General features: G+C 51.2%; 24 protein-coding genes and 1 pseudogene. 17 read left to right on the forward strand and 8 right to left on the reverse strand.

The annotated features are described in order from the left end of the window. Positions 1–116 precede the first annotated feature (116 nt). The 7 genes from AC6I8N_RS06195 (at position 117) to AC6I8N_RS06225 (ending at position 6,363) form a co-directional block, all read left to right on the forward strand. Positions 117–974: a MurR/RpiR family transcriptional regulator gene (locus tag AC6I8N_RS06195; protein WP_208725031.1), complete on the forward strand. Its 858-nt coding sequence runs from the start codon at positions 117–119 to the stop codon at positions 972–974. Positions 975–1,107: 133 nt separating this feature from the next. Next, the gene (locus tag AC6I8N_RS06200) at positions 1,108–2,445 is read left to right on the forward strand and encodes an aspartate aminotransferase family protein (protein WP_497830267.1); all 1,338 of its coding nucleotides are present in this window, start codon (positions 1,108–1,110) and stop codon (positions 2,443–2,445) included. A 2-nt stretch (positions 2,446–2,447) separates the two neighbouring features. Continuing rightward, positions 2,448–2,999, forward strand: coding sequence for a carboxymuconolactone decarboxylase family protein (locus AC6I8N_RS06205; RefSeq protein ID WP_497830268.1), 552 nt, complete (start codon positions 2,448–2,450; stop codon positions 2,997–2,999). Positions 3,000–3,136: 137 nt separating this feature from the next. After that, positions 3,137–3,889, forward strand: coding sequence for a glutamine ABC transporter substrate-binding protein GlnH (gene glnH / locus AC6I8N_RS06210; RefSeq protein WP_497830269.1), 753 nt, complete (start codon positions 3,137–3,139; stop codon positions 3,887–3,889). Between the two features lie 51 nt (positions 3,890–3,940). Continuing rightward, on the forward strand, positions 3,941–4,597 hold the full coding sequence (gene glnP / locus AC6I8N_RS06215; RefSeq protein WP_497830270.1) for a glutamine ABC transporter permease GlnP: 657 nt from the start codon (positions 3,941–3,943) through the stop codon (positions 4,595–4,597). 2 nt (positions 4,598–4,599) lie between these two features. After that, positions 4,600–5,322, forward strand: coding sequence for a glutamine ABC transporter ATP-binding protein GlnQ (glnQ, locus tag AC6I8N_RS06220; protein WP_036624772.1), 723 nt, complete (start codon positions 4,600–4,602; stop codon positions 5,320–5,322). Positions 5,323–5,343: 21 nt separating this feature from the next. Continuing rightward, positions 5,344–6,363 carry a C45 family autoproteolytic acyltransferase/hydrolase gene (locus AC6I8N_RS06225; RefSeq protein WP_497830271.1) on the forward strand — a complete coding sequence of 340 codons (1,020 nt, stop codon included), beginning with the start codon at positions 5,344–5,346 and terminating at the stop codon, positions 6,361–6,363. A 44-nt stretch (positions 6,364–6,407) separates the two neighbouring features. Here AC6I8N_RS06225 and AC6I8N_RS06230 read toward each other — a convergent pair whose 3' ends face one another. Further along, positions 6,408–6,764: a YbgS-like family protein gene (locus tag AC6I8N_RS06230; protein ID WP_497830272.1), complete on the reverse strand. Its 357-nt coding sequence runs from the start codon at positions 6,762–6,764 to the stop codon at positions 6,408–6,410. A gap of 291 nt (positions 6,765–7,055) precedes the next feature. On the opposite strand from AC6I8N_RS06230, the gene aroG reads away from it, so the two are divergent. Beyond that, positions 7,056–8,108 (forward strand): 3-deoxy-7-phosphoheptulonate synthase AroG, encoded by a 1,053-nt coding sequence (gene aroG, locus AC6I8N_RS06235; RefSeq protein ID WP_497830273.1) that lies wholly within the window; start codon positions 7,056–7,058, stop codon positions 8,106–8,108. 628 nt (positions 8,109–8,736) lie between these two features. On the opposite strand, the gene gpmA is transcribed toward aroG, so the two are convergent. From gpmA to modE, 6 genes are all read right to left on the reverse strand, one after another. Then, positions 8,737–9,489, reverse strand: a complete 753-nt coding sequence (gene gpmA, locus AC6I8N_RS06240) for a 2,3-diphosphoglycerate-dependent phosphoglycerate mutase (RefSeq protein ID WP_013508332.1) — start codon at positions 9,487–9,489, stop codon at positions 8,737–8,739. Positions 9,490–9,635: 146 nt separating this feature from the next. Next, the gene (galM, locus tag AC6I8N_RS06245; protein WP_021182439.1) at positions 9,636–10,670 is read right to left on the reverse strand and encodes a galactose-1-epimerase; all 1,035 of its coding nucleotides are present in this window, start codon (positions 10,668–10,670) and stop codon (positions 9,636–9,638) included. Then, positions 10,664–11,812, reverse strand: coding sequence for a galactokinase (gene galK, locus AC6I8N_RS06250; protein ID WP_497830274.1), 1,149 nt, complete (start codon positions 11,810–11,812; stop codon positions 10,664–10,666). Before galK ends, galM begins: the two co-directional genes overlap by 7 nt. Beyond that, entirely contained in the window at positions 11,813–12,856 is a 1,044-nt protein-coding gene (gene galT / locus AC6I8N_RS06255) for a galactose-1-phosphate uridylyltransferase (RefSeq protein ID WP_497830275.1), read from the reverse strand. A 246-nt stretch (positions 12,857–13,102) separates the two neighbouring features. Continuing rightward, positions 13,103–14,578 (reverse strand): molybdate ABC transporter ATP-binding protein ModF, encoded by a 1,476-nt coding sequence (modF, locus tag AC6I8N_RS06260; protein WP_036624789.1) that lies wholly within the window; start codon positions 14,576–14,578, stop codon positions 13,103–13,105. A 76-nt stretch (positions 14,579–14,654) separates the two neighbouring features. After that, a complete protein-coding gene (gene modE, locus AC6I8N_RS06265; RefSeq protein WP_021182443.1) occupies positions 14,655–15,437 on the reverse strand; it encodes a molybdenum-dependent transcriptional regulator in 783 nt (260 codons plus the stop codon). 118 nt (positions 15,438–15,555) lie between these two features. On the opposite strand from modE, the gene AC6I8N_RS06270 reads away from it, so the two are divergent. The 4 genes from AC6I8N_RS06270 to modC all read left to right on the forward strand — a co-directional run bounded on the left by AC6I8N_RS06270 (position 15,556) and on the right by modC (position 18,357). Then, positions 15,556–15,711, forward strand: coding sequence for an AcrZ family multidrug efflux pump-associated protein (locus AC6I8N_RS06270; RefSeq protein WP_497830276.1), 156 nt, complete (start codon positions 15,556–15,558; stop codon positions 15,709–15,711). Positions 15,712–15,839: 128 nt separating this feature from the next. Continuing rightward, positions 15,840–16,613, forward strand: coding sequence for a molybdate ABC transporter substrate-binding protein (gene modA / locus AC6I8N_RS06275; RefSeq protein ID WP_415173812.1), 774 nt, complete (start codon positions 15,840–15,842; stop codon positions 16,611–16,613). Next, positions 16,610–17,299: a molybdate ABC transporter permease subunit gene (gene modB, locus AC6I8N_RS06280; RefSeq protein ID WP_021182446.1), complete on the forward strand. Its 690-nt coding sequence runs from the start codon at positions 16,610–16,612 to the stop codon at positions 17,297–17,299. The genes modA and modB overlap by 4 nt, the downstream gene beginning before the upstream one ends. Continuing rightward, the gene (gene modC / locus AC6I8N_RS06285; protein WP_021182447.1) at positions 17,299–18,357 is read left to right on the forward strand and encodes a molybdenum ABC transporter ATP-binding protein ModC; all 1,059 of its coding nucleotides are present in this window, start codon (positions 17,299–17,301) and stop codon (positions 18,355–18,357) included. The genes modB and modC overlap by 1 nt, the downstream gene beginning before the upstream one ends. Positions 18,358–18,397: 40 nt before the next feature. Here modC and AC6I8N_RS06290 read toward each other — a convergent pair. Beyond that, positions 18,398–19,012: pseudogene (locus tag AC6I8N_RS06290) on the reverse strand (pyridoxal phosphatase); the annotation flags it as partial. Between the two features lie 35 nt (positions 19,013–19,047). Between AC6I8N_RS06290 and AC6I8N_RS06295 the strand changes: the two are divergent. From AC6I8N_RS06295 to AC6I8N_RS06315, 5 genes are all read left to right on the forward strand, one after another. After that, positions 19,048–20,865 carry a recombinase family protein gene (locus tag AC6I8N_RS06295; RefSeq protein ID WP_497830277.1) on the forward strand — a complete coding sequence of 606 codons (1,818 nt, stop codon included), beginning with the start codon at positions 19,048–19,050 and terminating at the stop codon, positions 20,863–20,865. A 451-nt stretch (positions 20,866–21,316) separates the two neighbouring features. After that, complete coding sequence (locus AC6I8N_RS06300) at positions 21,317–21,898, forward strand: hypothetical protein (RefSeq protein ID WP_497830278.1); 582 nt, start codon at positions 21,317–21,319, stop codon at positions 21,896–21,898. Between the two features lie 464 nt (positions 21,899–22,362). Next, the gene (locus AC6I8N_RS06305; protein ID WP_497830279.1) at positions 22,363–22,512 is read left to right on the forward strand and encodes a hypothetical protein; all 150 of its coding nucleotides are present in this window, start codon (positions 22,363–22,365) and stop codon (positions 22,510–22,512) included. Positions 22,513–22,915: 403 nt separating this feature from the next. Then, entirely contained in the window at positions 22,916–23,383 is a 468-nt protein-coding gene (locus AC6I8N_RS06310; protein ID WP_497830280.1) for a hypothetical protein, read from the forward strand. A gap of 764 nt (positions 23,384–24,147) precedes the next feature. Then, positions 24,148–24,672 carry a hypothetical protein gene (locus tag AC6I8N_RS06315; protein WP_497830281.1) on the forward strand — a complete coding sequence of 175 codons (525 nt, stop codon included), beginning with the start codon at positions 24,148–24,150 and terminating at the stop codon, positions 24,670–24,672. Positions 24,673–24,675: the final 3 nt, after the last annotated feature.

Here is a 24,675-nt window from a genome sequence, read left to right on the forward strand (position 1 = left end):
CTGTCCTGTCGTTTTCGTTGTTTTAGCATAACGGAAAAGCAGGGGAATATTCATTATCTCCCCGGCATATGAGTGTTAACATCGTGCCGTTACCCTTTTTATGATGACGAAACGCGATGAATCTACGGGAAAATATTGTCAGTCAGTTCAGTTCACTCTCGCCAGAGTTACAGCGTGCCGCCGAATTTTCCCTGCAACATGCCAACAAACTGGTGGTGTTGTCGATGCGCGCTTTTGCCGCTGAAGGCGGCGTCAAACCTGCCACATTGCTGCGGCTGGCGCAGCGTCTTGGTTATCAAGGCTGGGGTGAACTGAAAAGCGCCATGATTGATGATCTGGGTTTGCGCAATGATACATATGTATCCAAAGCGGAAAAACTGATTGCGAAAGGCACCCAGCCAGCGCTGTATGAAGAGGTTTTTCTGGCGCATCAGGCCAATCTGGCCTTTACCCAGACAGAAAACCAACAGGCAATGCAGCAGGCAGTCACCTTGCTGGATGAGGCGGAAAACGTCTATATCTGCGGTTTTCGTGCCAGCTTCCCCATCGCCTGGTCGCTGTTTTATGTCTACCGGCTGTTTAACCGTCAGGTGTCATTGATTGATGGTCTGGCGAGTAACATCGAAGTCTTTACCCGCGAGTTAAGTGGCAAAGATTGTGTGCTGTTGACCAGCTTCGCGCCTTATTCACGCGAATCGCTGGATGTCCTGCACGCGGCAACTGAGGCCGGTGCGCGTATCATCGCCATTACCGATTCCCCGGTTTCCCCACTGGCACAGGCGGCAGATTGTACCCTGTTGTTCTCTATCGACAGTCCTTCCTTCTTCCCTTCGGTGGTGTCGGGTATGGGGTTAGCGGAATGCCTGCTGGCGATGCTGGTGGCGCGTCATGGACGCGAAGCGGTCAGCAAGATTGAGAGCGCGGAACGTTATCTGATTGATTCGGGAGCCTACGTTATCCCTGGCAAATCCTGACGGCTGATCCATTTGTTCCTGTCATAAGAAAATGAAATGCATTTGTATCATATTTGCATTGACGTGATTCAAATGGATCATGCAAGATGCAATCAATATCGAGCACAAGCGTTTTCAGGAACAGGAACAAAGCATGAGTCAGATCATTCACCGCAGCCTTCGTACCACGCCAGCCGTGGCGGTGAGCGCGCAGGGGGCTTACATCACCGATATTCATGGTCAGCGTTTTCTCGATGCCTGCGGGGGCGCGGCAGTTTCCTGCCTGGGGCATGGTCATCCCGAGGTGCTGGCCGCCATGCACCGCCAGATTGATAAACTGGCTTATGCGCACACCAGCTTTTTCACCAGTGAAACTGTTGAACAGTTGGCTGCGCAATTAACCCGCACTGCCCCTGGCGATCTGAACTATGCCTACTTCGTTTCTGGCGGCTCCGAAGCGGTTGAGACGGCGCTAAAACTGGCACGTCAGTATTTTGTTGAGATTGGTCAGCCTGAGCGCACCACCTTTATTGCCCGCAAGCAGAGTTATCACGGTAATACCCTTGGAGCGTTAGCGGTAGGGGGCAATGAGTGGCGTCGCCGTCAGTTTGCCCCTTTGTTAATGGATGTGGTTCGCGTGTCGGCATGCAATGAGTATCGCGATCGTCGTGACGATGAAAGCCAGCAGCAGTATACCCAGCGTCTGTTGAATGAACTGGAAGAGGCGATTCTGACCACCGGGCCGGAGAAAATCATCGGTTTCTGCGCGGAAACGGTGGTCGGTGCGACTACCGGTGCCACGCCGCCAACCCCCGGCTATTTTCAGGGTGTGCGCCGTTTATGCGACAAGTACGGCATCCTGTATATCGCCGACGAAGTGATGTGCGGCATGGGACGTACCGGCACCTTGCACGCTTTTGAGCAGGACGGCGTGGTACCGGATATTGTCACCATCGCCAAAGGCTTAGGTGGCGGTTATCAGCCGATTGGTGCGGTGCTGGCGAGCGAAAAAATTGTCGCGGCATTACAGGCGGGCAGTGGCTTGTTCCAGCATGGTCATACTTACATCTGTCACGCCACGGCGGCCGCAGCGGCATTGGCGGTACAGCAAGTTATTGAGCGCGACAACCTGCTGGCACAGGTACAGCAGCAGGGGGCATATCTGCAACAGGTGTTGCGTGAGGTGTTAGGTGAGTTGCCGCATGTCGGAGACACGCGCGGGCGCGGTTTGTTCGCGGGCGTGGAACTGGTGCAGGATAAAGCCAGCAAGACCCCGTTCGATCCGGCACTGAAGCTGCATGTGGCAATCAAAGCGCAATGTATGGCGCGTGGTTTAATGGTGTATCCGATGGGCGGCACCCTCGACGGTCAATATGGCGATCATATCCTGATCGCACCACCGTTCATCGTCACCCGCCCACAACTGGATTTTGTGGTGGATACGCTGCATCAGGTAATTAGCGAAGAAACGCGCAAGCTGGCGGGGCGTTAATTATGAATCGTTTACCGCCGCTGGCTGAACAGCAATGGAGCGAAGAACAGCGTCAGTTGGCTGAAGAGATCATCAACGGACCGCGCGGTGCCTTGCTGCCACCGTTTGAACCGCTGTTACGCAGTCCGGAGTTGATGGCGCATGCACAACGTATGGGTGAATATCTGCGTTATCGCAGTGCGCTGGGTCAGCGCCTGTCGGAGCTGGCGATTCTGCTTACGGCGCGCCACTGGTCACAGCCGGTTGAGTGGGCGATTCACGCCCCTATCGCACGGGAGAAGGGGATCTCCGCCCACGCGGTGCAGGCGATTAACGAGCAACGCTTGCCTGAAGATTTACAGGATGATGAGTGGGTGCTGTATCACTTCTGCCAGCAGCTGCATCAACAGAAAAAAGTGAATGATGACACCTGGCAACAGGCCATCGCCCTGTGGGGTGAGAAAGGTGTGGTCGACCTGATCGGTATCAACGGTTATTACAGTTTTCTTTCCATGATAATGAATGGCGCACAGACGCCAGTACCCGACGCCAGGGATTTTATTATCCCCGCATAAGTGGTTCACTCGAAAATAAGGGCAGGCATCGCGCCCTTATTCCCCGTGCTGAATAACATTGATGAATAATGGTAGCCAATATTTATTGTGCTGCGCGAATGCTACTGCCTGCTGTTTCACTGACGCTGAGGGTTATTATGTCTGCATTTTTTTCAAAATTAAAAGTCACGCTGGCACTCGTTGCCTGTTCGGCCAGTTTTGTTGCTACGGCCCAGGATAAATTGGTGGTGGGTGTGGATACCGCTTTTGTTCCGTTTGAATTTAAACAAGGCGATAAATATGTCGGTTTTGATATCGATTTATGGGATGCCATTGCACAGAAAATGCATATCAGCTATGAATTACGTCCAATGGACTTCGGTGGTTTAATTCCGGGCTTGCAATCACGCAATCTGGATGTGGCAATGGCCGGGATTACCATCACCGATGCTCGCAAACAGGTGGTGGATTTTAGCGATGGTTATTATGACGCCGATTTATTAATGGCGGTTAAAAGCAGTGATAACGCCATCACCAAATTCAGCGATTTGTCGGGTAAAAAAGTGGGCCTGAAACAGGGCACTGCGGCGGCCAGCTTTATGAAAGCCAAATATAAAGCGGATTACGTTGAGTTCCCGAATATCGACAACGCCTACCTTGATTTGCAGGCCGGTAACCTGGATGCCGTGGTGCACGATTCACCGAACGTACTCTATTACGTGAAAACTGCCGGTGATGGCAAAGTGAAATCTACCGGAGAAACCGACAGCATTCTGCCGCAGCAGTACGGTTTCGCAATGCAGAAAAACAGCAGTTGGACGCCAAAAGTTAATGCGGCGCTGAAAGCATTACGCGCCGACGGCACCTACAACAAAATCTACGTAAAGTGGTTTGATAAACAACCTAAATAATCCTGTCAGGCCGGTGAAAACCGGCCTGAGTTCAGCTGAATTGGTCATGCTATGAATTTCGAAACCAAATATATATGGGAATCCCTGCCGCTGTTATTACAGGGATTACAATTGACGTTGATTATTTCCCTGACGGGATTGCTCGGTGGGTTTGTGATTGGCCTGCTGGCGGGAACCTGCCGTGCCCTGGGTGGCCGAATCACGAAAACGATATCATTAATTTTCGTTGAGCTGATCCGTGGTACACCTATTATGGTGCAGGTGATGTTTATTTACTTCGCATTGCCGATGGTGTTACCGATTCGTATCGATCCGGTGAGTGCCGCGATTGTCACCATTATTATTAACTCTGGTGCCTATATTGCGGAAATTACCCGTGGCGCTATCTTATCCATTAATAAAGGTTTTAAAGAGTCCAGTCTGGCGATGGGACTCTCCCAGCGCCGTACGCTATGGTACGTGATCATGCCGCTGGCGTTACGTCGTATGATTCCGGCGCTGGGGAATCAATGGATTATCAGCATTAAAGACACCTCATTATTTATTGTCATTGGCGTGGCTGAATTAACGCGTCAGGGCCAGGAAATTATTGCGGGCAACTTCCGCGCACTGGAAGTCTGGACCGCGGTCGCGCTGATTTATCTGCTGGTGACGTTGTGCCTGAGTTTTCTGCTGAAGCAACTGGAGAAAAGGATCCATATTTTATGAGCATGGTTGAATTTAATGCGGTCTCCAAGCATTTTGGTGCGACTCAGGTGCTGCACGATATCAATTTAAAAATTGAAGCCGGGGAAGTGGTGGTGATCATCGGTCCATCGGGATCGGGCAAATCAACGCTGCTGCGTTGTATTAACAAGCTGGAAGAGATTTCTTCCGGCACCCTGCTGGTGGCAGGCATGCACATCACCGATCCCCACGCCAATGAGTGTGATATCCGCCGCGAAGCAGGGATGGTGTTCCAGCAGTTTCACCTGTTTCCGCATCTGACCGCGCTGGAGAACGTGATGTTTGGTCCGATTCGCGTACGTAAGCAGAGTAAAGCGGCGGCACGCGAACAGGCGCTGGCGCTACTGGATCGCGTCGGGCTGCGTGAACGTGCCAATCATTATCCCTCCGAGTTGTCCGGCGGCCAGCAGCAGCGTGTCGCGATTGCCCGTGCGCTGGCGGTGAAGCCGAAAATGATGCTGTTTGACGAACCGACGTCAGCTCTGGACCCGGAGCTGCGCCATGAGGTGTTAAAGGTGATGCGCTCGCTGGCGGATGAAGGCATGACAATGGTGATCGTCACCCATGAGATCGGTTTTGCGCGTGATGTAGCATCGCGACTAATCTTTATTGATGGTGGCACCATTGCGGAAGATGGCCCGCCTGATATTCTGCTCAACGCCAGCAGCAATCCGCGTCTGAAAGAGTTTTTGCAGCACGTTTCCTGAATATAAGTGAATGATAACACCATGAAAAAAATCGCAATCATTGGATCCGCATTTGCCGTCGGTAAGCAATTAGGTGAGTTTGGCCGTGATGCCTGGCATCAGAAGCTGACGCAAACCCGGCTGTGGCAAACGGTGATCGCCATGCAGGGATCGGCACAACTCCAGGCGATGCGCGCTGCGGTGATCGCGCAGTATCCGCTGATTTGGCAGGAGCTGGAAGGTATGGCGCAGGGGCTGGGTGTCCCGGTTGACGAGGTCCTCGCCTGGAACTGTCGTGGCGATCTGGTGCGTTCCACTTCGGACGGTTGTACTACCGTGGTGGGTAGTCGCATGACCGGTGAGATTATCATCGCCCATAACGAGGATGGTTTCCCGCAGCTGCGCGAGGATTGCGCGCTGGTCAGCATCACGCCGGATGACGGGCTGGGGTTCACCAGCTTTGCTTATCCCGGCTCGATTCCCGGTCATACCTTTGCAGTTAACGAGAAGGGCATCGTCAACACGGTGAATAATATCCGTGCGCTGCACCGCCCGGCGGGTTTACCGCGTCAGGTGCTGGCCCGCGCGGCGTTAAATGCTGCCACGTTGGACGAGGCGGTTCTGCAATTGACCACGCATACGCGTGCCGGGGCGTTTCACCATACCCTGGGACAGATGGGCGACGGTCGTGTATTCAGTGTGGAGGCCACCGGTTCGGGCTGTTCCGTAGTGCAGGTAACAAATGTGATGGGCCATGCCAATCACCTTATTCACCCGGTGATGGACGATGTTCAGCAGGTTATCACCGCCAGTTCAGCTTCACGCCAGGCAAGATTAAAAGGCTGGCAGGCCAGTCAGTCGGAACTGGACGAGGATGCGGCAAAAGCGATTTTGTCGGACCAGCATGATTCTGAGCTACCGATCTACCGTTTATCACCGCAGGACCCGGATGACGAAAACACCCTCGCCACCGCGATATTCACCCTGAGTTCGCAGCAGGTTGACTGGCAAGTATTCACCCTGGATCGCCAGCTTGCCGCGTTGAAGGGCCGAGTCTGTTAATGGACAGGTCGTCACCCTAAAGATGACGACCTGATTGGACAGGCTTACTGGCTGGTACCGTCGGTTTTGGTATTAACCTCACCGCTGCCTTTTTGCGTCTGGACTTTTTTGTTCATGTCCGGACATTTCCCTTCTTTACACTGGCTATTTTTATGAATTTCGCTGGCAGACATATTACTGCTGTCAGTGCTACCCGACGTTGCCGCGCTATTCACATCAGTGTTGTTGATTTTGCTGTTATCAACTTTATTCGGTGGCAGATTCTGTTTCGCGCCACCAGCCGCCGCACCGGCATCCGCAGCCTGATTAGTCGTCCCATTATTATCCGAAGCCGCCATCGCTGCTCCGCTACTCAGTGTCATTGCTGCCGTGAGAAAGATAATTGCAAACTTATTCATCATTATGCTCCTTTAATAAATGACAGTTGCCGTCTTAAACCCGATGGTGCAGTTTGACGAAAACAAAGCACCCCGACGGAATATAATTCCATCGAAGATGTGATGTGTGAATTTAACTAATGAAGTTTATTCAATACATGGTGCTTACTATTAAAAGTCTAGTTTAAAACCACATAAATGCAAATTTTACTTATGCCCTTTCCCCACGGGGGTAATTTACAGCGCTAGTCTGACGGGCTACAGTGGACGGGTTGCGTCCGGCGCGCGCCGGGCCAGAAATTGAATGGATTAAGTATGAATTACCAGAACGACGATTTAAGAATTAAAGAAATCAAAGAATTATTACCTCCTGTTGCGTTGTTTGAAAAATTCCCCGCGACCGATAGCGCAGCACAGACCGTCGCGAAAGCCCGCCAGGCGATTCACCGTATTCTGCATGGCGAAGATGACCGCCTGCTGGTGATTATTGGACCTTGCTCGATTCATGACACTGCGGCGGCAAAAGAATATGCCGAACGTTTGCTGAAGTTGCGTGATGAGCTGAGTGGCGAGCTGGAAGTGGTAATGCGTGTCTACTTTGAGAAACCTCGTACCACCGTGGGTTGGAAAGGGCTGATCAACGATCCTTATATGGATGGCAGCTTCCAGATCAACGACGGCCTGCGTCTGGCGCGTAAATTGCTGGTGGATATCAACGATACCGGTCTGCCTGCGGCAGGCGAGTTCCTTGATATGATCACCCCGCAATACGTGGCGGATCTGATGAGCTGGGGCGCGATTGGTGCGCGTACCACCGAATCACAGGTGCACCGTGAGCTGTCTTCCGGTCTTTCCTGTCCGGTAGGTTTCAAAAACGGCACCGATGGCACCATCAAAGTGGCGATTGACGCCATTGGTGCTGCCAGCGCGCCGCACTGCTTCCTGTCGGTCACCAAGTATGGTCATTCAGCGATTGTCGAAACCAGCGGCAACGAAGATTGTCATATCATTCTGCGTGGTGGCAAAGAGCCGAACTACAGCGCCCATCATGTGGCAGCGGTGAAAACCGGGCTGGAGAAAGCAGGTCTGACACCGCAGGTGATGATCGACTTTAGCCACGCCAACAGCAGCAAACAATTCCAGCGCCAGATGGTGGTGGCGGAAGATGTTGCGCAGCAGATTGCCGGCGGTGAGCGAGGTATTACCGGTGTGATGCTGGAGAGTAACCTGGTGGAAGGTAACCAGAGCCTCGACAGCGGTGAGCCACTGGTATACGGCAAAAGCGTGACCGATGCCTGTATTGGCTGGGAAGATACTGACAAAGTATTGCGTCAGTTGGCTCAGGCGGTTAAACAGCGCCGCGGTTAATTTCAGCCACGCTGAGTATGTTTGGTTTGAACTGAGCATATTTAGTTCGCCACATGCACTGGCAGATACATTTCGCCGGTGCGGCGACCGAGCAAAGGGGACCTGGCCGTCCCCTTTGCATTCCCCGGCCCTGCGCCAGCCTGCCTCGCCGCTTCACGGTACCTTCACTCCCTCACGCTGCCGACGGACCGGCGTCGATTCGCTCCTGCTCAACGCCACCTTTCGCCGCTTCCATTCGGCTCATCCTGGCAGCGTTCCCTCGTCCAGCGAGTACGGATGGCGCCCACCCATCGCTGCATGACTTGTGCTTCGCTGTAATATCATCATTGCTGTCTGCGCGATAAATCGCGCCGCTACGTTACGTGCGGTCATTTTTAGCGGCGCGATTTATCGCGCAATTAAGAGAGCACAAAACTCAAAGGCGGTGGGGTGGGTGGCATCCGCAGCGCCGAGTGATAAGCGAGGGCACAGCACGGCAGTGCTGAAACTGCCCAAAGCCTGGCGGGCGGAACCCGCTCAGAGCCAAACCGCTGCTGTCAGCCGGAACCTTCCCGCTGTCAACGCGCTACTACCTACTACAAAAAAAAAGCCAGAGTTGCGTCTGGCCTTTTTACGTTTCAAGCGAAACTTATTTCGCTTTACCCTGGTTTGCCACGGCGGCTGCTTTCGCAGCGATCTCGTCGGCATCGCCCAGATAGTAACGTTTCAGCGGTTTGAAGTTCTCGTCGAACTCATACACCAGCGGCACGCCGGTTGGGATGTTCAGTTCGAGGATTTCGTCTTCGCTCAGGTTGTCGAGGTATTTCACCAGCGCACGCAGCGAGTTACCGTGTGCCGCAATGATCACTTTCTCACCGCTTTTGATGCGCGGCAGAATGCTGTCGTTCCAGTAAGGGATCACGCGTTCGATGGTCAGCGCCAGGCTTTCGGTGGTCGGCAGCTGGGCATCAGTCAGTGATGCATAACGCGGGTCGTGGCCCGGGAAACGCTCATCGCTGCGATCCAGTTCTGGCGGAGTAACCGCGAAGCCGCGACGCCACTGTTTCACCTGATCGTCGCCATATTTGGCAGCGGTTTCTGCTTTGTCCAGACCCTGCAACGCACCGTAGTGACGTTCGTTCAGACGCCAGCATTTTTCCACCGGCAGCCAGGCCTGGTCCAGCTCGTCCAGTACATTCCACAGGGTGTGGATGGCACGTTTCAGCACGGAGGTGTAGGCAAAATCGAATACGAAACCTTCTTTCTTCAGCAGCTGACCGGCTGCTTTGGCTTCGGTGCGACCCTTGTCGGACAGATCCACATCGTACCATCCGGTGAAGCGGTTTTCCTGATTCCACTGGCTTTCGCCGTGGCGCACCAGAACCAGCTTAGTTACGGCCATAGCTTAACTCCTTAATGCTTGATGTATTATAGAAACCGGCGGCGGCCACCTGATGAAGCGGCTCACTGATAGCGCCATACCATAGCGGAAAACATCGCACTGCGTAAGCCTGTCAGCGACGCAGTGCGCGTTTTTCATCCGGCGGGTCAGTGCGGGGTGAGGCGATAGCGCGTCACCGACTGCCAGCTGTCGCCGGGTTGCAACCAACAATCCGGTTGCGGCCACTCAGTATGGTTGGGCGAATCCGGTAAAAATTCACTCTCTAAGGCGATGCCCTGGAAAGCAGTATAGCTTCCCTGCTCGCGGGCGCGCGTTCCCTCCAGATAGTTGCCGGAGTAGAACTGAAGCGCCGGGGCAGCGGTAAATACGCTCAACTCCAGCTTACCGTCGGCCGACCACAGTCGGGCGGCGGGCTGGCTGCTGTCACCAGCGGTATTCAGCAGAAACGCATGGTCATAACCTTTTACCGCTTTCTGATCGTCATCGGCGAGGAAGTCATCGGCGACGGTTTTCGGCTGACGAAAATCGAAGCTGGTTCCCTCTACCGCTTTCAGCGGCGCATTGGGGATGCCTTCACTGTCGACCGGCAGATAACGGTCTGCCAGCAGTTGTAAGCGATGCTGGCGCGCATCGCCATGATGCGCGTCAAGGTTGAAGTAAGCATGGTTGGTGAGGTTGACCGGGCAGGGCTTATCGGTGCTCGCTACATAGCTGATCGACAGGCAATTGTCGTCATCAAGCTGATACCGCAGGTCAGCAATCAGATTGCCGGGGAATCCCTGATCGCCATCCGGCGAGTCGAGGCGATAATGCACCTCGGTTTCGCTCTGGCTGATGATCTGCCAGCGACGTTTATCAAATCCTTGCGGCCCGCCATGTAGCTGATGCGCGCCCTGATTGGCCACCAGTGCCAGATTCAGCGGCTTCAGCGTGGCGTTGGCGATACGGTTGGCATAACGGCCGACCGTGGCACCGAGATACGCATCCTGGTGCAGATAGTCGGATGGCGTGGCGCAACCGAGCAGCGCTTCACGCACGCTGCCATCCCGCATTGGCACGCGCGCCGACAGCCAGGTCGCGCCCCAGTCCATAAACGTCACCACCATACCGTTGTGATTACGTAACACGGTAATGCGCCACGGTTGTCCATCCGGTGCATGTGATTGCACATCATTTACCATTGGCCAGCTCCTTCAGAGGCTTTACACACGTAGAAGGTTTCTTTGATACCGGTTTGGGCTTCATACTGCCCGGCCACTGCCGCTTTCACCTGATCCACCAAATCGGTTGGCATCAGGGCCACGATGCAGCCGCCAAAGCCGCCACCGGTCATTCGCACACCGCCGCGCGGTCCGATCTCAGCTTTGACGATCTCCACCAACTGGTCAATCGGCGGTACGGTGATTTCGAAATCATCACGCATTGAGGCATGTGATTCGGCCATCAGAAAACCCATTCGCGTCAGATCGCCCGCTGCCAGCGCGTCGGCGGCTTCCAGCGTGCGCGCATTCTCGGTAATCACATGACGGACACGTTTTGCCACCAGCGGATCGAGCTGATCTTCAGCCGCTTTGAATTCCGCCAGGGTGACATCGCGCAGCGCGGGTTTATTGAAGAAACGTGCACCGGTTTCACACTGCTCGCGACGGGTGTTGTATTCACTGCCTACCAGCGTCCGGCGGAAGTTGGAGTTGATGATCACCACTGCCACATCTGCCGGCATCGAAACGGCGCGGGTGCTGAGGCTACGGCAATCCAGCAGCATGGCGTGATCCTGCTTACCCAGCGCCGAGATCAACTGATCCATGATGCCGCAGTTACAACCGACAAACTGGTTTTCCGCTTCCTGACCGTTCACGGCGATGGCTGCGCCGTCGAGCGGCAGTTGATACAACTGTTGGAACACGGTGCCCACCGCCACTTCCAGCGACGCCGAAGAACTCAGGCCCGCGCCCTGCGGCACGTTACCGCTGATCACCATATCCACGCCGCCAAAGCTGGCATCGCGTTTTTGCAGATGTTTCACCACGCCGCGCACATAATTGGCCCACATCGGTTCTTTTACCGGCTCAATCGGCGCATCCAGTGAGAAACTGTCTTGCTGGTTATCGTAATCCACCGCCACCACGCGCACCTGGCGGTCATCGCGTTTGGCACAGGCAATCACGGTTTGATAATCAATGGCGCAGGGCAGCACGAAACCATCATTATAGTCGGTGTGTTCACCAATCAGGTTAACGCGGCCAGGTGCCTGAATGCTGTGGCTCGGCTGATAACCAAATGTCTCGACGAACGTCTGTTGTGTAATGGATTTTAATGACATTTATTGCGCCTCGCGGAAATGGACATCGCTAACAGAACGCAGGCGTTCAGCCGCCTGTTCTGCCGTTAAATCACGTTGGGTTTCGGCCAGCATCTCGTAGCCAACCATAAATTTACGCACCGTTGCTGAGCGCAGCAGCGGCGGATAGAAATGCGCGTGCAGTTGCCAGTGATCGTTGGCTTCACCGTTAAAAGGCGCGCCGTGCCAGCCCATTGAGTAGGGGAAGGAGCACTGGAACAGGTTGTCGTAGCGGCTGGTGAGCAGCTTGATCGCCAGCGCCAGATCTTTGCGTTGCGCGTCGGTCAGATCGGTGATGCGTTTCACCGGCGCTTTTGGCAGCAGCAGCGTTTCGAACGGCCACGCGGCCCACCAGGGCACCACCGCCAGCCAGTGGTCGGTTTCTACTACGGTACGGCTACCATCGTTCAGTTCACGCGCGGCGTAGTCCACCAGCATCGGTGTGCCTTTTTCGGCGTAATAGCGACGCTGGAGATGGTCTTCCCGCTGTGCCTCATTCGGCAAAAAGCTGTTTGCCCATACCTGACCGTGCGGATGGGGGTTAGAGCAGCCCATCGCTGCACCTTTGTTTTCAAACACCTGCACCCACGGGTAGTGCTGACCGAGATCGGCGGTTTGTTCCTGCCAGGTACGTACGATCTCTTCCAGCGCGCTGAGCGGCAGTTCCGGCAGGGTTTTGCTGTGATCCGGCGAGAAGCAGATCACCCGGCTGGTACCACGCGCGCTTTCGCAACGCATCAGAATATCGTCGCTTTGCGGCGCATCAGGCGTGTCGGTCATCAGCGCGGCAAAGTCATTGGTGAAGACGTAAGTGCTTTTATAATCGGGATTTTTATCACCGGTGATGCGGGTATTACCGGCGCAGAGGAAGCAGTCGGGATCGTGTGCCGGCAATGTTTCCAGCGCTGGCGTTTCCTGTGCGCCCTGCCACGGACGCTTGGCGCGATGTGGCGAAACCAATACCCACTGATCGCTCAGCGGGTTATAACGGCGATGCGGATGATCGACCGGGTTAAATTTTTCCATGTTGGATCCTGGTAAACGACAAACAGATAAAAATGACTGCGTTCAAAGTAGCATAAAGGTCAGACTGAAAGCGTGATCCAGTCTGGATAAATGGTATCGTTTACACAAGGTGACGATTCTCATTTTGTGGGGTTATCAGGCGTGTTTGCCGAATATGTGGGCAATGAAATGGTAACGGTTACATTGATGGTGTGATGCGTGATAAATCACGCCGCTACCGTAGCGGCGCAATTTATCGCGCGGGTTTTAACGCAGCTTTTCTTGCTGATACCCATAGCCACCGCCATCTTGTGCGACAAAGCTCAGGCGATGGGTGATGCACTGTGGCGCATCTTCGGCGTGGTGGGAAACAAACAACAACTGGGTACGACCTTCGCCAATCAGCACATCGACAAAGCGTCGCACCAGTTGACGGTTGATGGGATCCAGACCCTGCAACGGTTCATCCAGAATCAGCAGCGCCGGATGTTTCACCAACGCACGCGCAATCAGCACCAGCCGCTGCTGGCCCCAGGAGAGGCTATGGAAGGGCGCATCGGCCAGCGCGTTATCCATCCCCAGTAACGCCAGCCACTGACGCGCCAGCGATTTTTGCCGATCTGACACCGCCTGATACAGTCCGATGGAATCAAAGAAGCCGGAGAGGATCACGGTACGCACATTGACGCTGACACGGTAATCAAGGTGCAGGCTGCTGCTGACGTAACCAATATGTTGTTTGATGTCCCAAATGGTTTCTCCGCTGCCGCGACGAATGCCGAACAGGGTTAAATCGTTGCTGTAGCCTTGCGGATGGTCACCGGTCACCAGGCTGAGCAGGGTGGATTTGCCTGCGCCATTGGGGCCGATAATCTGCCAGTGCTCACCGGGATTTACCTGCCAGCTCAGGCCGTTGATAATCGGCTTGTCGTTATATGACACCACGCCGTTACGCAGAATCACCCGTGGCGCATCCTCCGCCAGCGGGGGAATTTGATCGGGAGCATCGGCTTCCGGCAGCGCCATACCGGACAGTTTTTCACTGTGCGCCAGTTGGGCAACCAGCGCTTCAGCCAGAATCGCCTGACGTTGGCCGACGTGGGTGAGGGTGCACTCCGCCAGTACGCCTACCTGATCGACAAAGTCGGGAATATCGTCAAAGCGGTTCAGCACCAGAACCACGGTGTAGCCATGCTGATGCAGATCGCTCAGGGTTTGCGCCAGGCTGGCACGGGACGCCACATCCAGACCATCAAAAGGTTCATCGAGGATCAGCAGGTCCGGTTGCGCCATCAGCGCCTGGCACAGCAGGGTTTTACGCGTTTCGCCGGTCGAGAGGTATTTAAAACGACGATCCAGCAGGTAGCTGATGCCAAACTGCTGCGCCAGCGCCTGACAGCGCGCGTCGTCTTTGACTTCATCCTGAATGATCTGCGCAGCCGTGCGACCGGTGTCATCCTCGCCTTCGCTGAGCATGTCGGTGTTGTTGCGTTCCCACTCTTCGGTCACCAGCTTTTGCAGCTGTTCGAGTGATAAGCGGGTCGGACGTTGAAAGCTATGCGTGACGCTGCCTTTGCCCGGCGGCAATTCACCGGACAACGCGCGGGCCAGTGAGGATTTGCCGCTACCGTTGGCACCGACAAACGCCCAGCTCTCACCGCTGTTAAGCGTTAAATCATTGAGGGACAGTACTCGGGTGTCGCTAAGACGAAACGTGCCTTGCGAAATTTGCAATGAAGCCATGATTTGTTCCATTTTATGCATCGTGTCACTCAGTTGTAGCGACCGCTGCCGGTGAAGTCAAATCATGGCCGGGATTTCAGAGCAGTGTGGCGATGATGGCGTGTTCCGCATTAAAACTGGCGGTGACGTTGTCGCCAGGTTGCAGATTCTGCTGCGTCACTGCGCTATTCGGCAGCGTGGCACACAGGGTTTCTCCACCAGGTAGCGCCATCAACACCTCGCTCACCTGTTCACCGGGTTCGATAGTGGTTATCTGCACCGGCAGCTGATTATCCCCGTGGCTGGCTGTGCGGCTGACTTGAATCCACGGTGCTTTGATCAGCACCAGCACCTCTTTGCCGCTTTCCAGTTGCAAACGTTCGGCACTGCGCTGGGTCAGCGCCACCTGCAAGCGGGTTACGCCATCGCTTAACAACACCTCAAGATGCTGCACTACCTGCTGATTATCACGCGCCAGTACCGTGCCGTACAGTTGGTTGCGTGCGCTGGTTTGCAGCGAGAAACGCGCAATCGCCGCCAGCAGGCTATCGAGCGGCAGGGTGTCGTTTTGCAGCACATCAAAGGCTTTCTGCTGGATCTGCTCCATCAACTGGAACAGTTGGATCAGGCGCTCACCGTAACGTGTCAGTTGCGCACCGCCACCTCCTTTGCCGCCGGTGGCGCGTTCCACCAGGGTTTGATCTGCCATCCCGTTCATGTCGTTGATGGCATCCCAGGCGCTTTTGTAACTGATACCTGCCAGTTTTGCTCCCTGGCTGATGGAGCCGGTCTCCTTAATCCGCTTCAGAAGTTCGATGCGGCGCGGATCGGCAAACAACTTCTGCTGTAGGCGAATATGGAGAGAGAGTTCAGCTTGCATGTCAGCTCCTTAAGTTAGTGGCACCAATTGTATGCGCTAAAGTAAAAGCACGAAAAGGGCATGGCAGTTTATTCTCAAGCCGTTACAATCACTTTTTTATCATTTTCGTGAGGTTTCCATGCTGGAACTGCTAAAAAGCCTGGCCGTGGCCATCATTATGGTGCCAATTGTCATGGCTATCATGCTGGGTTTAATTTACGGCTTGGGTGAAGTCTTCAACGTCATCTCGAAATTTGGCCGCCGCGACGATCGCCCCGCCAACAGCTCACATTGATTTTTCAACGCCCGCATCTTGCGGGCGTTTTGCTCTTAACTTCCGCCAAATCCTGCCGATATAAACTTCATGACAGCATCGAAGCCAGCGTTGTAGTATTCAGTATATAACGTAACAAGGAGCTAAAAATGCTATCAAAACATTACCGCTGGGGTGCCGCTGCCGTTCTGACTTTTTCACTGGCCGGACAGGCACTGGCTGCTGAGAAAATTACCGTGTTTGCAGCGGCCTCACTGACCAACGCGTTGCAGGATATCGCCACGCAGTATCAGAAAAAAACCGGTGTCGAAGTGGTGTCGTCCTTTGCGTCGTCGTCGGTACTGGCGCGCCAGATTGAGCAGGGTGCACCGGCAGATCTGTTTATCTCTGCTGACCAGCAGTGGATGGACGATGCGGTGGCGAAAAAAAGCGTCATCGATAACACGCGTTTAACCCTGTTGGGTAACGATTTGGTGTTGGTGGCACCGCGCAGCGACAGCGCTAAAGCCGTGACCATCAATGCGCAAACCGACTGGAAAAGCCTGCTGAAGGGCCAGCGTCTGGCGGTGGGCGACCCGGATCATGTTCCTGCCGGGATCTACGCAAAAGAAGCGTTACAGAAACTGGGCGCGTGGGATACGTTAGTGCCGGTACTGGCCCCGGCCAACAACGTGCGTGCTGCGCTGGCGCTGGTGGAACGTAATGAAGCGCCTTACGGCATTGTTTACGGTTCCGATGCGGTAGCCAGCCAAAAAGTGCAGGTAGTGGGGCGTTTCCCGGAAGATAGCCATAAGCCGGTCGAATATCCGATGGCGATCGTCAAAGAACATCAGCGTGCGCCGGTAGAAGCCTTCTTCAAGTATTTGCAGGGGCCGGAAGCCGCCGCAGTATTTAAACAGTATGGATTTACGCCGAAGAAATGATATTGAGTGATCCCGAATGGCAGGCGGTGTTTCTCAGCCTGAAAGTCTCCACTGTGGCGGTGTTGTGTAGCCTGCCGTTGGGCATCCTGATGGCCTGGATTCTGGCGCGTTGCCAGTTTCCGGGCAAAACCCTGCTCGATAGTGTTATCCATCTACCGCTGGTGCTACCGCCGGTGGTGGTCGGTTATTTGCTGCTAATTGCCCTCGGGCGGCGTGGCTTTATCGGTGCCTGGTTATATGACTGGTTTGGTTTCAGCTTTGCCTTTAGCTGGCGTGGCGCGGTGGTGGCGGCGGCGGTGATCGCTTTCCCGTTAATGGTGCGAGCCATTCGCCTGGCGCTGGAAGCGGTAGATACCAAACTGGAACAGGCGGCACGCACCCTCGGCGCAGGACGCTGGCGCGTGTTCTTTACCATTACCTTACCCCTGACCTTTCCCGGCATCATTGTCGGTACGGTGCTGGCCTTTGCCCGTTCGCTGGGTGAATTTGGTGCCACCATCACCTTCGTGTCGAATATACCTGGTGAAACCCGCACCATTCCGTCAGCGATGTTTACCCTGATTGAAACACCGGGGGCGGAAAATGCCGCCGCGCGCCTGTGTGCGGTGGCGATTGTGCTGGCGTTGCTGTCGCTGGTGGCGTCGGAACTGCTGGCCCGCTGGGGCCGTAAGCGGCTGGGGGTTTAATGCTGACACTGAACTTTTCCCAGCAGTTGGGCACCCACCAGTTAGATGTGGACGTGGAGATCCCCGGCAAAGGGATCACCGCAATTTTTGGCGTTTCTGGCGCGGGCAAAACCTCGTTGATCAACGCGATTGGCGGGTTAACTCAGCCGCAGCAGGGGCAGATTAAACTGGATGAACGGCTGTTGTTTGATGCCGCCACCGGATTGAATTTACCGCCAGAGAAACGCCGAATCGGTTATGTGTTTCAGGATGCTCGCCTGTTCCCGCATTACAGCGTGCGCGGCAATCTGCAATACGGTATGGCGGCTACCATGAAACCGCAATTCGACAGCCTGGTGGCGTTATTGGGCCTCGACGCCTTGCTGCGTCGCGCGCCATCTTCTTTATCTGGCGGCGAGAAACAGCGGGTGGCGATTGGCCGCGCGCTGCTCACGGCACCGGATATTCTGTTGATGGATGAGCCGTTGGCCTCGCTGGATTTACCGCGCAAACGTGAACTGATGCCTTACCTGCAAAAGCTGGCGAAACAGGTGGATATTCCGCTGTTGTACGTGTCGCACAGCCTCGACGAGATCCTGCAACTGGCGGATAACGTGCTGGTGCTGGATAGCGGTAAAGTCAAAGCCTTTGGTTCGCTGGAGAAGGTGTGGAGCAGTGCGGCGATGCGCCCGTGGCTACCGGCCAGCGATCGCACCAGCGTACTTCGCGTCCAGGTGCTGGAGCAGCATCCTGATTACCCGATGACCGCGCTGTCACTCGGCGATCAACATATCTGGGTCAGCCGGGTCAATCAGCCGCTGAAAACCGCGTTACGCATTCGTATCGCGTCAGCCGATGTGTCGCTGGCATTGCAACCGCCGCAAAACACCTCAATTCGTAACATCCTGCCCGCACAGGTGGTTGAATTGCTGGAGATTGACGATCAGGTAGAGGTTAAGCTGCGCATTGGCATCAGCGAACTGTGGGCGCGCATTTCGCCCTGGGCACGGGATGAGCTGGGCATTCGGCCGGATCAGTGGCTGTATGCCCAGATTAAAAGCGTGTCGATTACGCCCTGATATCGTGAAATCCGTAGCGGCGCGATTTATCGCGCGGATTTTACAGAATTTCCTGGTAAATCACTTCGGCAATGCCCGGCTCCAGATTGGTGCCAATCACTTTGCCGGCGCGCGCTTTGATCGCGTCGTCGGCATTGCCCATCGCCACGCCCAGACCGACTTCTTCCAGCATACTGAGGTCGTTGTAGTTATCACCAAACGCCAGCACGTCTTTCATGCTTAATCCCTGGCTCTCCACCCACTGCGCAAGGCGTTTGCCTTTGCTGTTGCCGCGCTGGGCGATATCCACCTGATCGTGCCATGACCATTCACACGCCAGCCCCAGTTCGGCTTCGGTGCGCTCGGCAAACTGTTGCAGCGCGTGGGTATCGGCATGGGACAGGGCGAACTTCCAGATCGACTGTGCATCGTGCGCAGCCTGAACCAGGCTCGGCACATGGAGGAAAGTCGGACGTTGTGCCGCAGGCAGCGATTCCGCCCAGTTAAGGGTACGTGTCACATGGCCGGTCGGCTCCTGGTAAAGCATCGCGTCATCGACATACAGCAGGCCGTGAATCTGCTGTTCATCCAGCATCTCGATCACCCGCACCGCCTGAGATTTTTCCAGCGGATCGGAGGCCAGCACCTTTTTCGCCTGATAATCATACAAATGTGTATAATCTTAATACAGCAATTTTGGCGGTTATTAAAATGAAAAAATGCTTTGTCTATCATCGTGTTAGTTCAGACCAGCAGCTTGATGGTTCCGGTATGGCACGACAGGCTGAACTACTTCATAACTACTTGGTACAGTCTGAAGTACTGGCTGAAATGGAAGAACAGGAACCAGTTATCCTTAGTGACCAGGGCGTTTCAGCCTTTAAGGGGCTGAACTTTTCTCAGGGCGAATTAGGGCAGTGGATGGAACAAGTACGTGCTGGTATGTGGGATGGTTCAGTACTGATCGTTGAGTCAATCGACCGTTTCAGTCGTCAAAATCCATTTCTCGTAATGGGCTACCTTGCCGACTTATCAAATCACAATGTATCAATTCACGATGTAATGGCACGCATAGTTATCAATCGCCAGAATAGCATGATGCTACCTATGGTAATGATGAATGCTCAACGTGCTTATGAGGAGTCCAAGTACAAGAGCAATCGCATAAGTGCTGGTTGGAAGAAGAAGCGTGAGCAGGCATTCAATAATGGAACAATCGTAACCAACAAAAGACCACAATGGATTGATGTACAGAATGAACAGTATGTACTCAATCATAAAGCAGCGGTTGTACGTGAAATCTTTCGTCTTTATCAAACAGGGTTGGGTACATCAACTATTGCACAGCATTTACAGGTACTGGAAAAAGAAAGTGATGACTGGAAATTTAATCGTGCGTGGACTGGTGAGAGTGTTCATAAGATTCTGAAGAATAGCCGTGTTACTGGCTCTATTTTCATTAGTGAAATTATTCGCAACTTTGATGATGCTGATAATCCAGTCGTACAGAAAAAGTATGAAATGGACGTTTATCCTGTAGTCATTTCGAAGGAAGAATTCGAATTAGTCCAGGAAATGTTAAAGAGTAGAAGGCCAAATGCAGGTCGTGCCAGCAAAGTTAAGGGCAGTGATGAACCCATAAAGAGCAATCTCTTTAGTGGCATTGCACGTTGCTATTGCGGTCAAGCCATGTTTCACAACATAGTCCGTTCGTATAGAAATCCAAAAAAGACCGAAGCATTTACTGAAGAATATCGCTATATGCGTTGCCTCGTTGAGCGTGACAAACTTTGCGACAACAAGCCACTACAATACGATGTGGTAGAACGGTTCGTTGTTGAACATCTCATTGGCTTGGATTACTCAGCTATCGTTCAGGCAAAAGAACACAATCCAGAAGCTGATTTAGTACGGATTCAGATACAGAGTGAAGCGGCACACATTGAAGATTATGAACAGGGCATAGAGAAACTCAAAGCGGCAGGTAAGAAAGTTTCGTTTGATATGCGGCAGGAACTGGAAGAAGCAAGGGAACGTATGGAGATCTTACAGGCCCGTGCATCAACCTTCCAGGAAGTACAGGTTGATACAGAGTTACTGAAAAACATAGATACAAGCCAGATCTATGATGTGAGAAACGTAGCATTACGTAACCGTGTAGAGAACGAGATAGCTAAAGTTGTAAGCAAGATCATTCTCAGACGTACTGGAAAGCATTACACAATCACTATTCGGTACGTACAGAACGATATCCATACTCACGTTCTTTTCATCAAGGAAGATAAAAAGCACGGTTCACATATGGTAAGTGGTCTGTTGATTGAGAAGTTGACTGATTCAGTTGCCTATAGCACACCGTCGTTTACGATTATCATGTTAGACGGTTCACCACGTATACAGTTTAGCAATGAACCACTAAGCATTGTCGATTACAGTTTGCTCCTGAACTACTTGGAAGTAGTTGAAGGTGCGGAAACAGTAGCTATTTGGATGCGACATAATCAGAACTTCCTGTTTATGGCACAATAGAAGTACGTTTTGAAAGTATAAATTGGCCTTGTAGAAGCGATTCTACAAGGCTTTCATTTTGGTACTGGTGATGCATTACTACTCAGGTAAGCCTCTAACAGTGTGGCACAGCAAGCACTAGAGATAAGGTAAGCTCGCGGTACAAAAAAACTAAGACTTTCTGCCGTTGAGATAGTCTATGAAACGTTGGATGGATTACAAGACTTATTGAGGAATTGAATACTATTATATTTAATAGATAAAATTTTAACTTATTTAAAATCTATAAACCCAAGTTTTTCGTTGATATTTATTTTTATTTTTTTTAAGGGCTGAGTTAAATAGTGGTTGACGCACCCCGACCTCGCCTGATAAATTCAACGCAGCCCAAAATAACGGGTGAAAAAATTAAACTTATATTCACTGCTGAAATGTAGCGGATATTCCATTACCTTAAACAAGGAAAAATGTTATGAAAATTGATATCAGCGAAGTGCACAAATTCTTCTCAAACGACTTTAACAAAGAACAACAGGATAAGGAAATTTTGGATTCTAATGGGAAGTTGACCTATACAATTCATAAGGGTTTAGAGAACGATGATGCTGATCAAGTATCCCCATTTGAAGGGCTATTGCCTATTCAGTCACTATACATCACTGATAAAGGTACAATTCAACACAACCATGAAGATGATAGCTTCTACTTTACTGATAATAATGGTCGTATGGTGGTGTATGTTGGTGGTGAACTACATGAAGACGTTCAAGGACACTTTGACGAGTTTGTTGAATTCGCAAAAGGTGTCCTAGCTAATGATCAAAACAACAATGCAGGAGAATGTAATATGTTTGAAATCCAAGATCCACGAACTGAAGAATCGTATGAAGTTGATGCTAACGAGTTCGTTGAAGCTTCAGGTGACTATGTTTTCGAAACTCCAGAAGGCTTACAATTCACAGCAACATTAGAGGTTGATGATGAAGGAAAAGTGCTATCAGTATCGGGGTACTCTGAAGTAGTTGATTCAGCCAATGAAGTTGTATACCTCTAAGTAACATAAGCAATAAACGCAAGTGCAAAACTTGTGGCGGTCATAACATTGACCGGTTTTAATTGAGCCATTTTTCGGAGCATAGACATAAATACCCTATAAGTAATCATCAAAGGGGTATCACTATGTTATTCGACTACATTATCACAACAATATTTCTAGTGCTGGCAACTTATATATTGGTGCATTGGACTGTTATGTCCGTATCCATATGGATAGTGTTTATAGTACTGATTATCTTTGCCAAGGTTCTAAAGCATTTCGGCTATCTGAAAGGAGAAATTGATAAATAAAATATCAGTGAGGATTTTGGAACGAAAAAATCTTATCTGGTATAATGTAGTAGCAGGCGGTCACTGCCTAAACGTGGCAAATATAATCTCCTCCATGAAAAATACCCCTCGTGACATTGGGGTACTTTTTCGTGCGTGGAAATCATAATTTTGTGAACAAAGGAAGGTCACATGAAAGACAATAAAACAAAAGGTGTTGGTGTACGCCTCAATGAAACACAAGAGAAAACCCTACAAAGTATTATCGATAAGGGATTGGCTAAGAGCAATAGTGGGGCAATTCAATATCTGATCAACTCATATGCGATTAAGGAGGCGTGATATGAAGAAGATCAGAATTAACCGGAAAAGTCTAAACAAGAGTGTCAGAAAAAAAGAAAGAGTAAACTTTATCAACTTAACTTTTGAACAGTACGAAAATATTCTATGCAGTAACATACCATTTTCTCGCATTTGTAATGTGCTCAAGGTTAACTGTAATAAGAACTTTTTCAGTAAGTTAAAGGCGAACGAGTTACCTGAGTACGAGGGCTGGCATAAGAAAGTGAAAGGTACGAACGGTAATTAGTGCGAACAATCCAACTTATCTGTATCCACCATCAGAAGAAACTCATACACAATATCTATAAACAAAAAGCCCGGTATGTTGGAACCATACCGGGCAATCAATACTAAGGACGTAAACTTATGAACTATATACAAAGCTATTTATCAGGCGGCAATCATGGCTAAAAAGGAGGTAATCCACGACAACACAAAGCTTAACGAGGCATTGAAACGTACTAACTACAATGGCCTATCCCCTGAAGCCAAAACTGTTATTAATGAAGCTATACAGAACTGTCCATCACTTGGTAAGTACAAGCTACCAGTTGAAGGTGTGTTCTACATCATACGCAACGCTAACGAGCTATCGAAAGCACAGGTACTACACCATCTGACAATCTACCGCTTGGACAAATCGAAGAAGTTTCCCAACAGTGTGTCATCTATTGAGAAGTACAAGAAAGCTTGTACCGCAGTTGCTAAGGCACTTGAAGCCTTTATTGAAGGTGGTGGTCTGTTGTGTGGACTCAAGAAAGTACTTCCAGCAAAGCCGATGAACGATGAACAAAAGCAGGCAGTACAGAAATTGTTGGACAAAAACGCATCAGCTACGGATATAATCGCCTATCTTCAGACAATACGATAACCGTAACTATAACCGTAACATGGTAGTAAAAAAATACGGTTATTATTTTTTGAAGTGATTAATTAATGCATAACTATGCATAAAAAAGCACAATATATGCATAATTTGGCCATTTTATTCATTTTTTATGCGTTTTTGGCCATTTTCAGGAATAACCGTAACTTAATATAATATAACTTTCACTTTTTACTTTAAAGGCAATTGACTTACATATCTTTCAGTCTCAGAGAGCCTGACTCGCTTTGCTCGCCAGTCTCTATAAAACTCAATTATAAGATCATAACTTGCGTTTTTGTCGCACTGAAGTACTCCAAAGAACGCCGCGTTCGTTTCTCGCTTTGCTCGGTCACTTAATCGTACTGAACAAAATGATTTGGCCTGACGTCTCCGTGAGTAACTACCGCACTTCGCTTTGCTCCGCTTGCTTGGGTCGTTCGGCTGTTTAAGCCTCTCTAAAGTACTGCCAATGTGACTAGGACAAGTAGCCACCATGCCGACCAATTGTCCAAATCCCCCCTCATGATGAAAACCACATAAAGTACTGGATCATTAGCTCTGTTTGTATGTACACACAAGCCTTGTAAAGTGAGATGAACATGAACAAAAAAAACCATCCAGTAACATGCTGCGACTTGCAGCAACTGCACCTTGGTTGTTCGTTTTTTAACCATTAAAGTTCCTACATAAATTGCCGATACAAACTTAATGTACAAAAAACAACATTAAAACGAGTGACTGTTAAAATTAACATGGAGATATTCATAATGAGAGTGTTAGCTTTATTGTTTACTATATTACTTACAGGATGCTCACTTCTTGTCACGCCACAAAAAATATATACTCCCCCAGAACCAAATCCAGATAATGCAAAGGTAAGGTTTTATGGAAACCCTCAAGGCTACCACTTGATTGAATATCAAAAAGTGAAAGAAGGGGAACCTCTTAACTATGAACATTATTATAACTCTGGTGATCTAGTACCTCGAAAACAGACACTTATTTCCACTAATTATGTTGAGATGAAGCATATAGGATTACCAAAAATCACTGGTAAGGAGTACGACGATCAGTACTATGAAACCGTTGTTCCATCGAATATAGAGCTTATGGTTGGCAATTACAATTACTGTAATATGACATTCTCATTTGTGACAAAGAAAGCGGCAGTTTACGAGGTTCGATTCAATACGACTGATAAAGTTGGCTATTGCGTAATATATTTGAACGAAATTGTATATGACAAGACTAATGGGATTTATGTCGCCAAAAAAGTGAATTTTAGAAAGTAGGGA

The organism is Pantoea sp. X-Soil-TKNS-1279, from assembly GCF_059730565.1.

What these genes read in the sequence shown, in the direction of transcription:
- modB (WP_021182446.1), top strand. Translation starts at nt 16,610, where the DNA reads ATGATATTGAGTGATCCCGAATGGCAGGCGGTGTTTCTCAGCCTGAAA.
- AC6I8N_RS06300 (WP_497830278.1), top strand. Translation starts at nt 21,317, where the DNA reads ATGAAAATTGATATCAGCGAAGTGCACAAATTCTTCTCAAACGACTTT.
- AC6I8N_RS06310 (WP_497830280.1), top strand. Translation starts at nt 22,916, where the DNA reads ATGGCTAAAAAGGAGGTAATCCACGACAACACAAAGCTTAACGAGGCA.
- AC6I8N_RS06295 (WP_497830277.1), top strand. Translation starts at nt 19,048, where the DNA reads ATGAAAAAATGCTTTGTCTATCATCGTGTTAGTTCAGACCAGCAGCTT.
- AC6I8N_RS06200 (WP_497830267.1), top strand. Translation starts at nt 1,108, where the DNA reads ATGAGTCAGATCATTCACCGCAGCCTTCGTACCACGCCAGCCGTGGCG.
- modE (WP_021182443.1), bottom strand. Translation starts at nt 15,437, where the DNA reads ATGCAAGCTGAACTCTCTCTCCATATTCGCCTACAGCAGAAGTTGTTT.
- modA (WP_415173812.1), top strand. Translation starts at nt 15,840, where the DNA reads ATGCTATCAAAACATTACCGCTGGGGTGCCGCTGCCGTTCTGACTTTT.
- AC6I8N_RS06305 (WP_497830279.1), top strand. Translation starts at nt 22,363, where the DNA reads ATGAAAGACAATAAAACAAAAGGTGTTGGTGTACGCCTCAATGAAACA.
- modC (WP_021182447.1), top strand. Translation starts at nt 17,299, where the DNA reads ATGCTGACACTGAACTTTTCCCAGCAGTTGGGCACCCACCAGTTAGAT.
- AC6I8N_RS06315 (WP_497830281.1), top strand. Translation starts at nt 24,148, where the DNA reads ATGAGAGTGTTAGCTTTATTGTTTACTATATTACTTACAGGATGCTCA.
- glnP (WP_497830270.1), top strand. Translation starts at nt 3,941, where the DNA reads ATGAATTTCGAAACCAAATATATATGGGAATCCCTGCCGCTGTTATTA.
- modF (WP_036624789.1), bottom strand. Translation starts at nt 14,578, where the DNA reads ATGGCTTCATTGCAAATTTCGCAAGGCACGTTTCGTCTTAGCGACACC.
- aroG (WP_497830273.1), top strand. Translation starts at nt 7,056, where the DNA reads ATGAATTACCAGAACGACGATTTAAGAATTAAAGAAATCAAAGAATTA.
- galT (WP_497830275.1), bottom strand. Translation starts at nt 12,856, where the DNA reads ATGGAAAAATTTAACCCGGTCGATCATCCGCATCGCCGTTATAACCCG.
- AC6I8N_RS06225 (WP_497830271.1), top strand. Translation starts at nt 5,344, where the DNA reads ATGAAAAAAATCGCAATCATTGGATCCGCATTTGCCGTCGGTAAGCAA.
- gpmA (WP_013508332.1), bottom strand. Translation starts at nt 9,489, where the DNA reads ATGGCCGTAACTAAGCTGGTTCTGGTGCGCCACGGCGAAAGCCAGTGG.
- AC6I8N_RS06205 (WP_497830268.1), top strand. Translation starts at nt 2,448, where the DNA reads ATGAATCGTTTACCGCCGCTGGCTGAACAGCAATGGAGCGAAGAACAG.
- AC6I8N_RS06195 (WP_208725031.1), top strand. Translation starts at nt 117, where the DNA reads ATGAATCTACGGGAAAATATTGTCAGTCAGTTCAGTTCACTCTCGCCA.
- glnQ (WP_036624772.1), top strand. Translation starts at nt 4,600, where the DNA reads ATGGTTGAATTTAATGCGGTCTCCAAGCATTTTGGTGCGACTCAGGTG.
- galK (WP_497830274.1), bottom strand. Translation starts at nt 11,812, where the DNA reads ATGTCATTAAAATCCATTACACAACAGACGTTCGTCGAGACATTTGGT.
- glnH (WP_497830269.1), top strand. Translation starts at nt 3,137, where the DNA reads ATGTCTGCATTTTTTTCAAAATTAAAAGTCACGCTGGCACTCGTTGCC.
- AC6I8N_RS06230 (WP_497830272.1), bottom strand. Translation starts at nt 6,764, where the DNA reads ATGATGAATAAGTTTGCAATTATCTTTCTCACGGCAGCAATGACACTG.
- galM (WP_021182439.1), bottom strand. Translation starts at nt 10,670, where the DNA reads ATGGTAAATGATGTGCAATCACATGCACCGGATGGACAACCGTGGCGC.
- AC6I8N_RS06270 (WP_497830276.1), top strand. Translation starts at nt 15,556, where the DNA reads ATGCTGGAACTGCTAAAAAGCCTGGCCGTGGCCATCATTATGGTGCCA.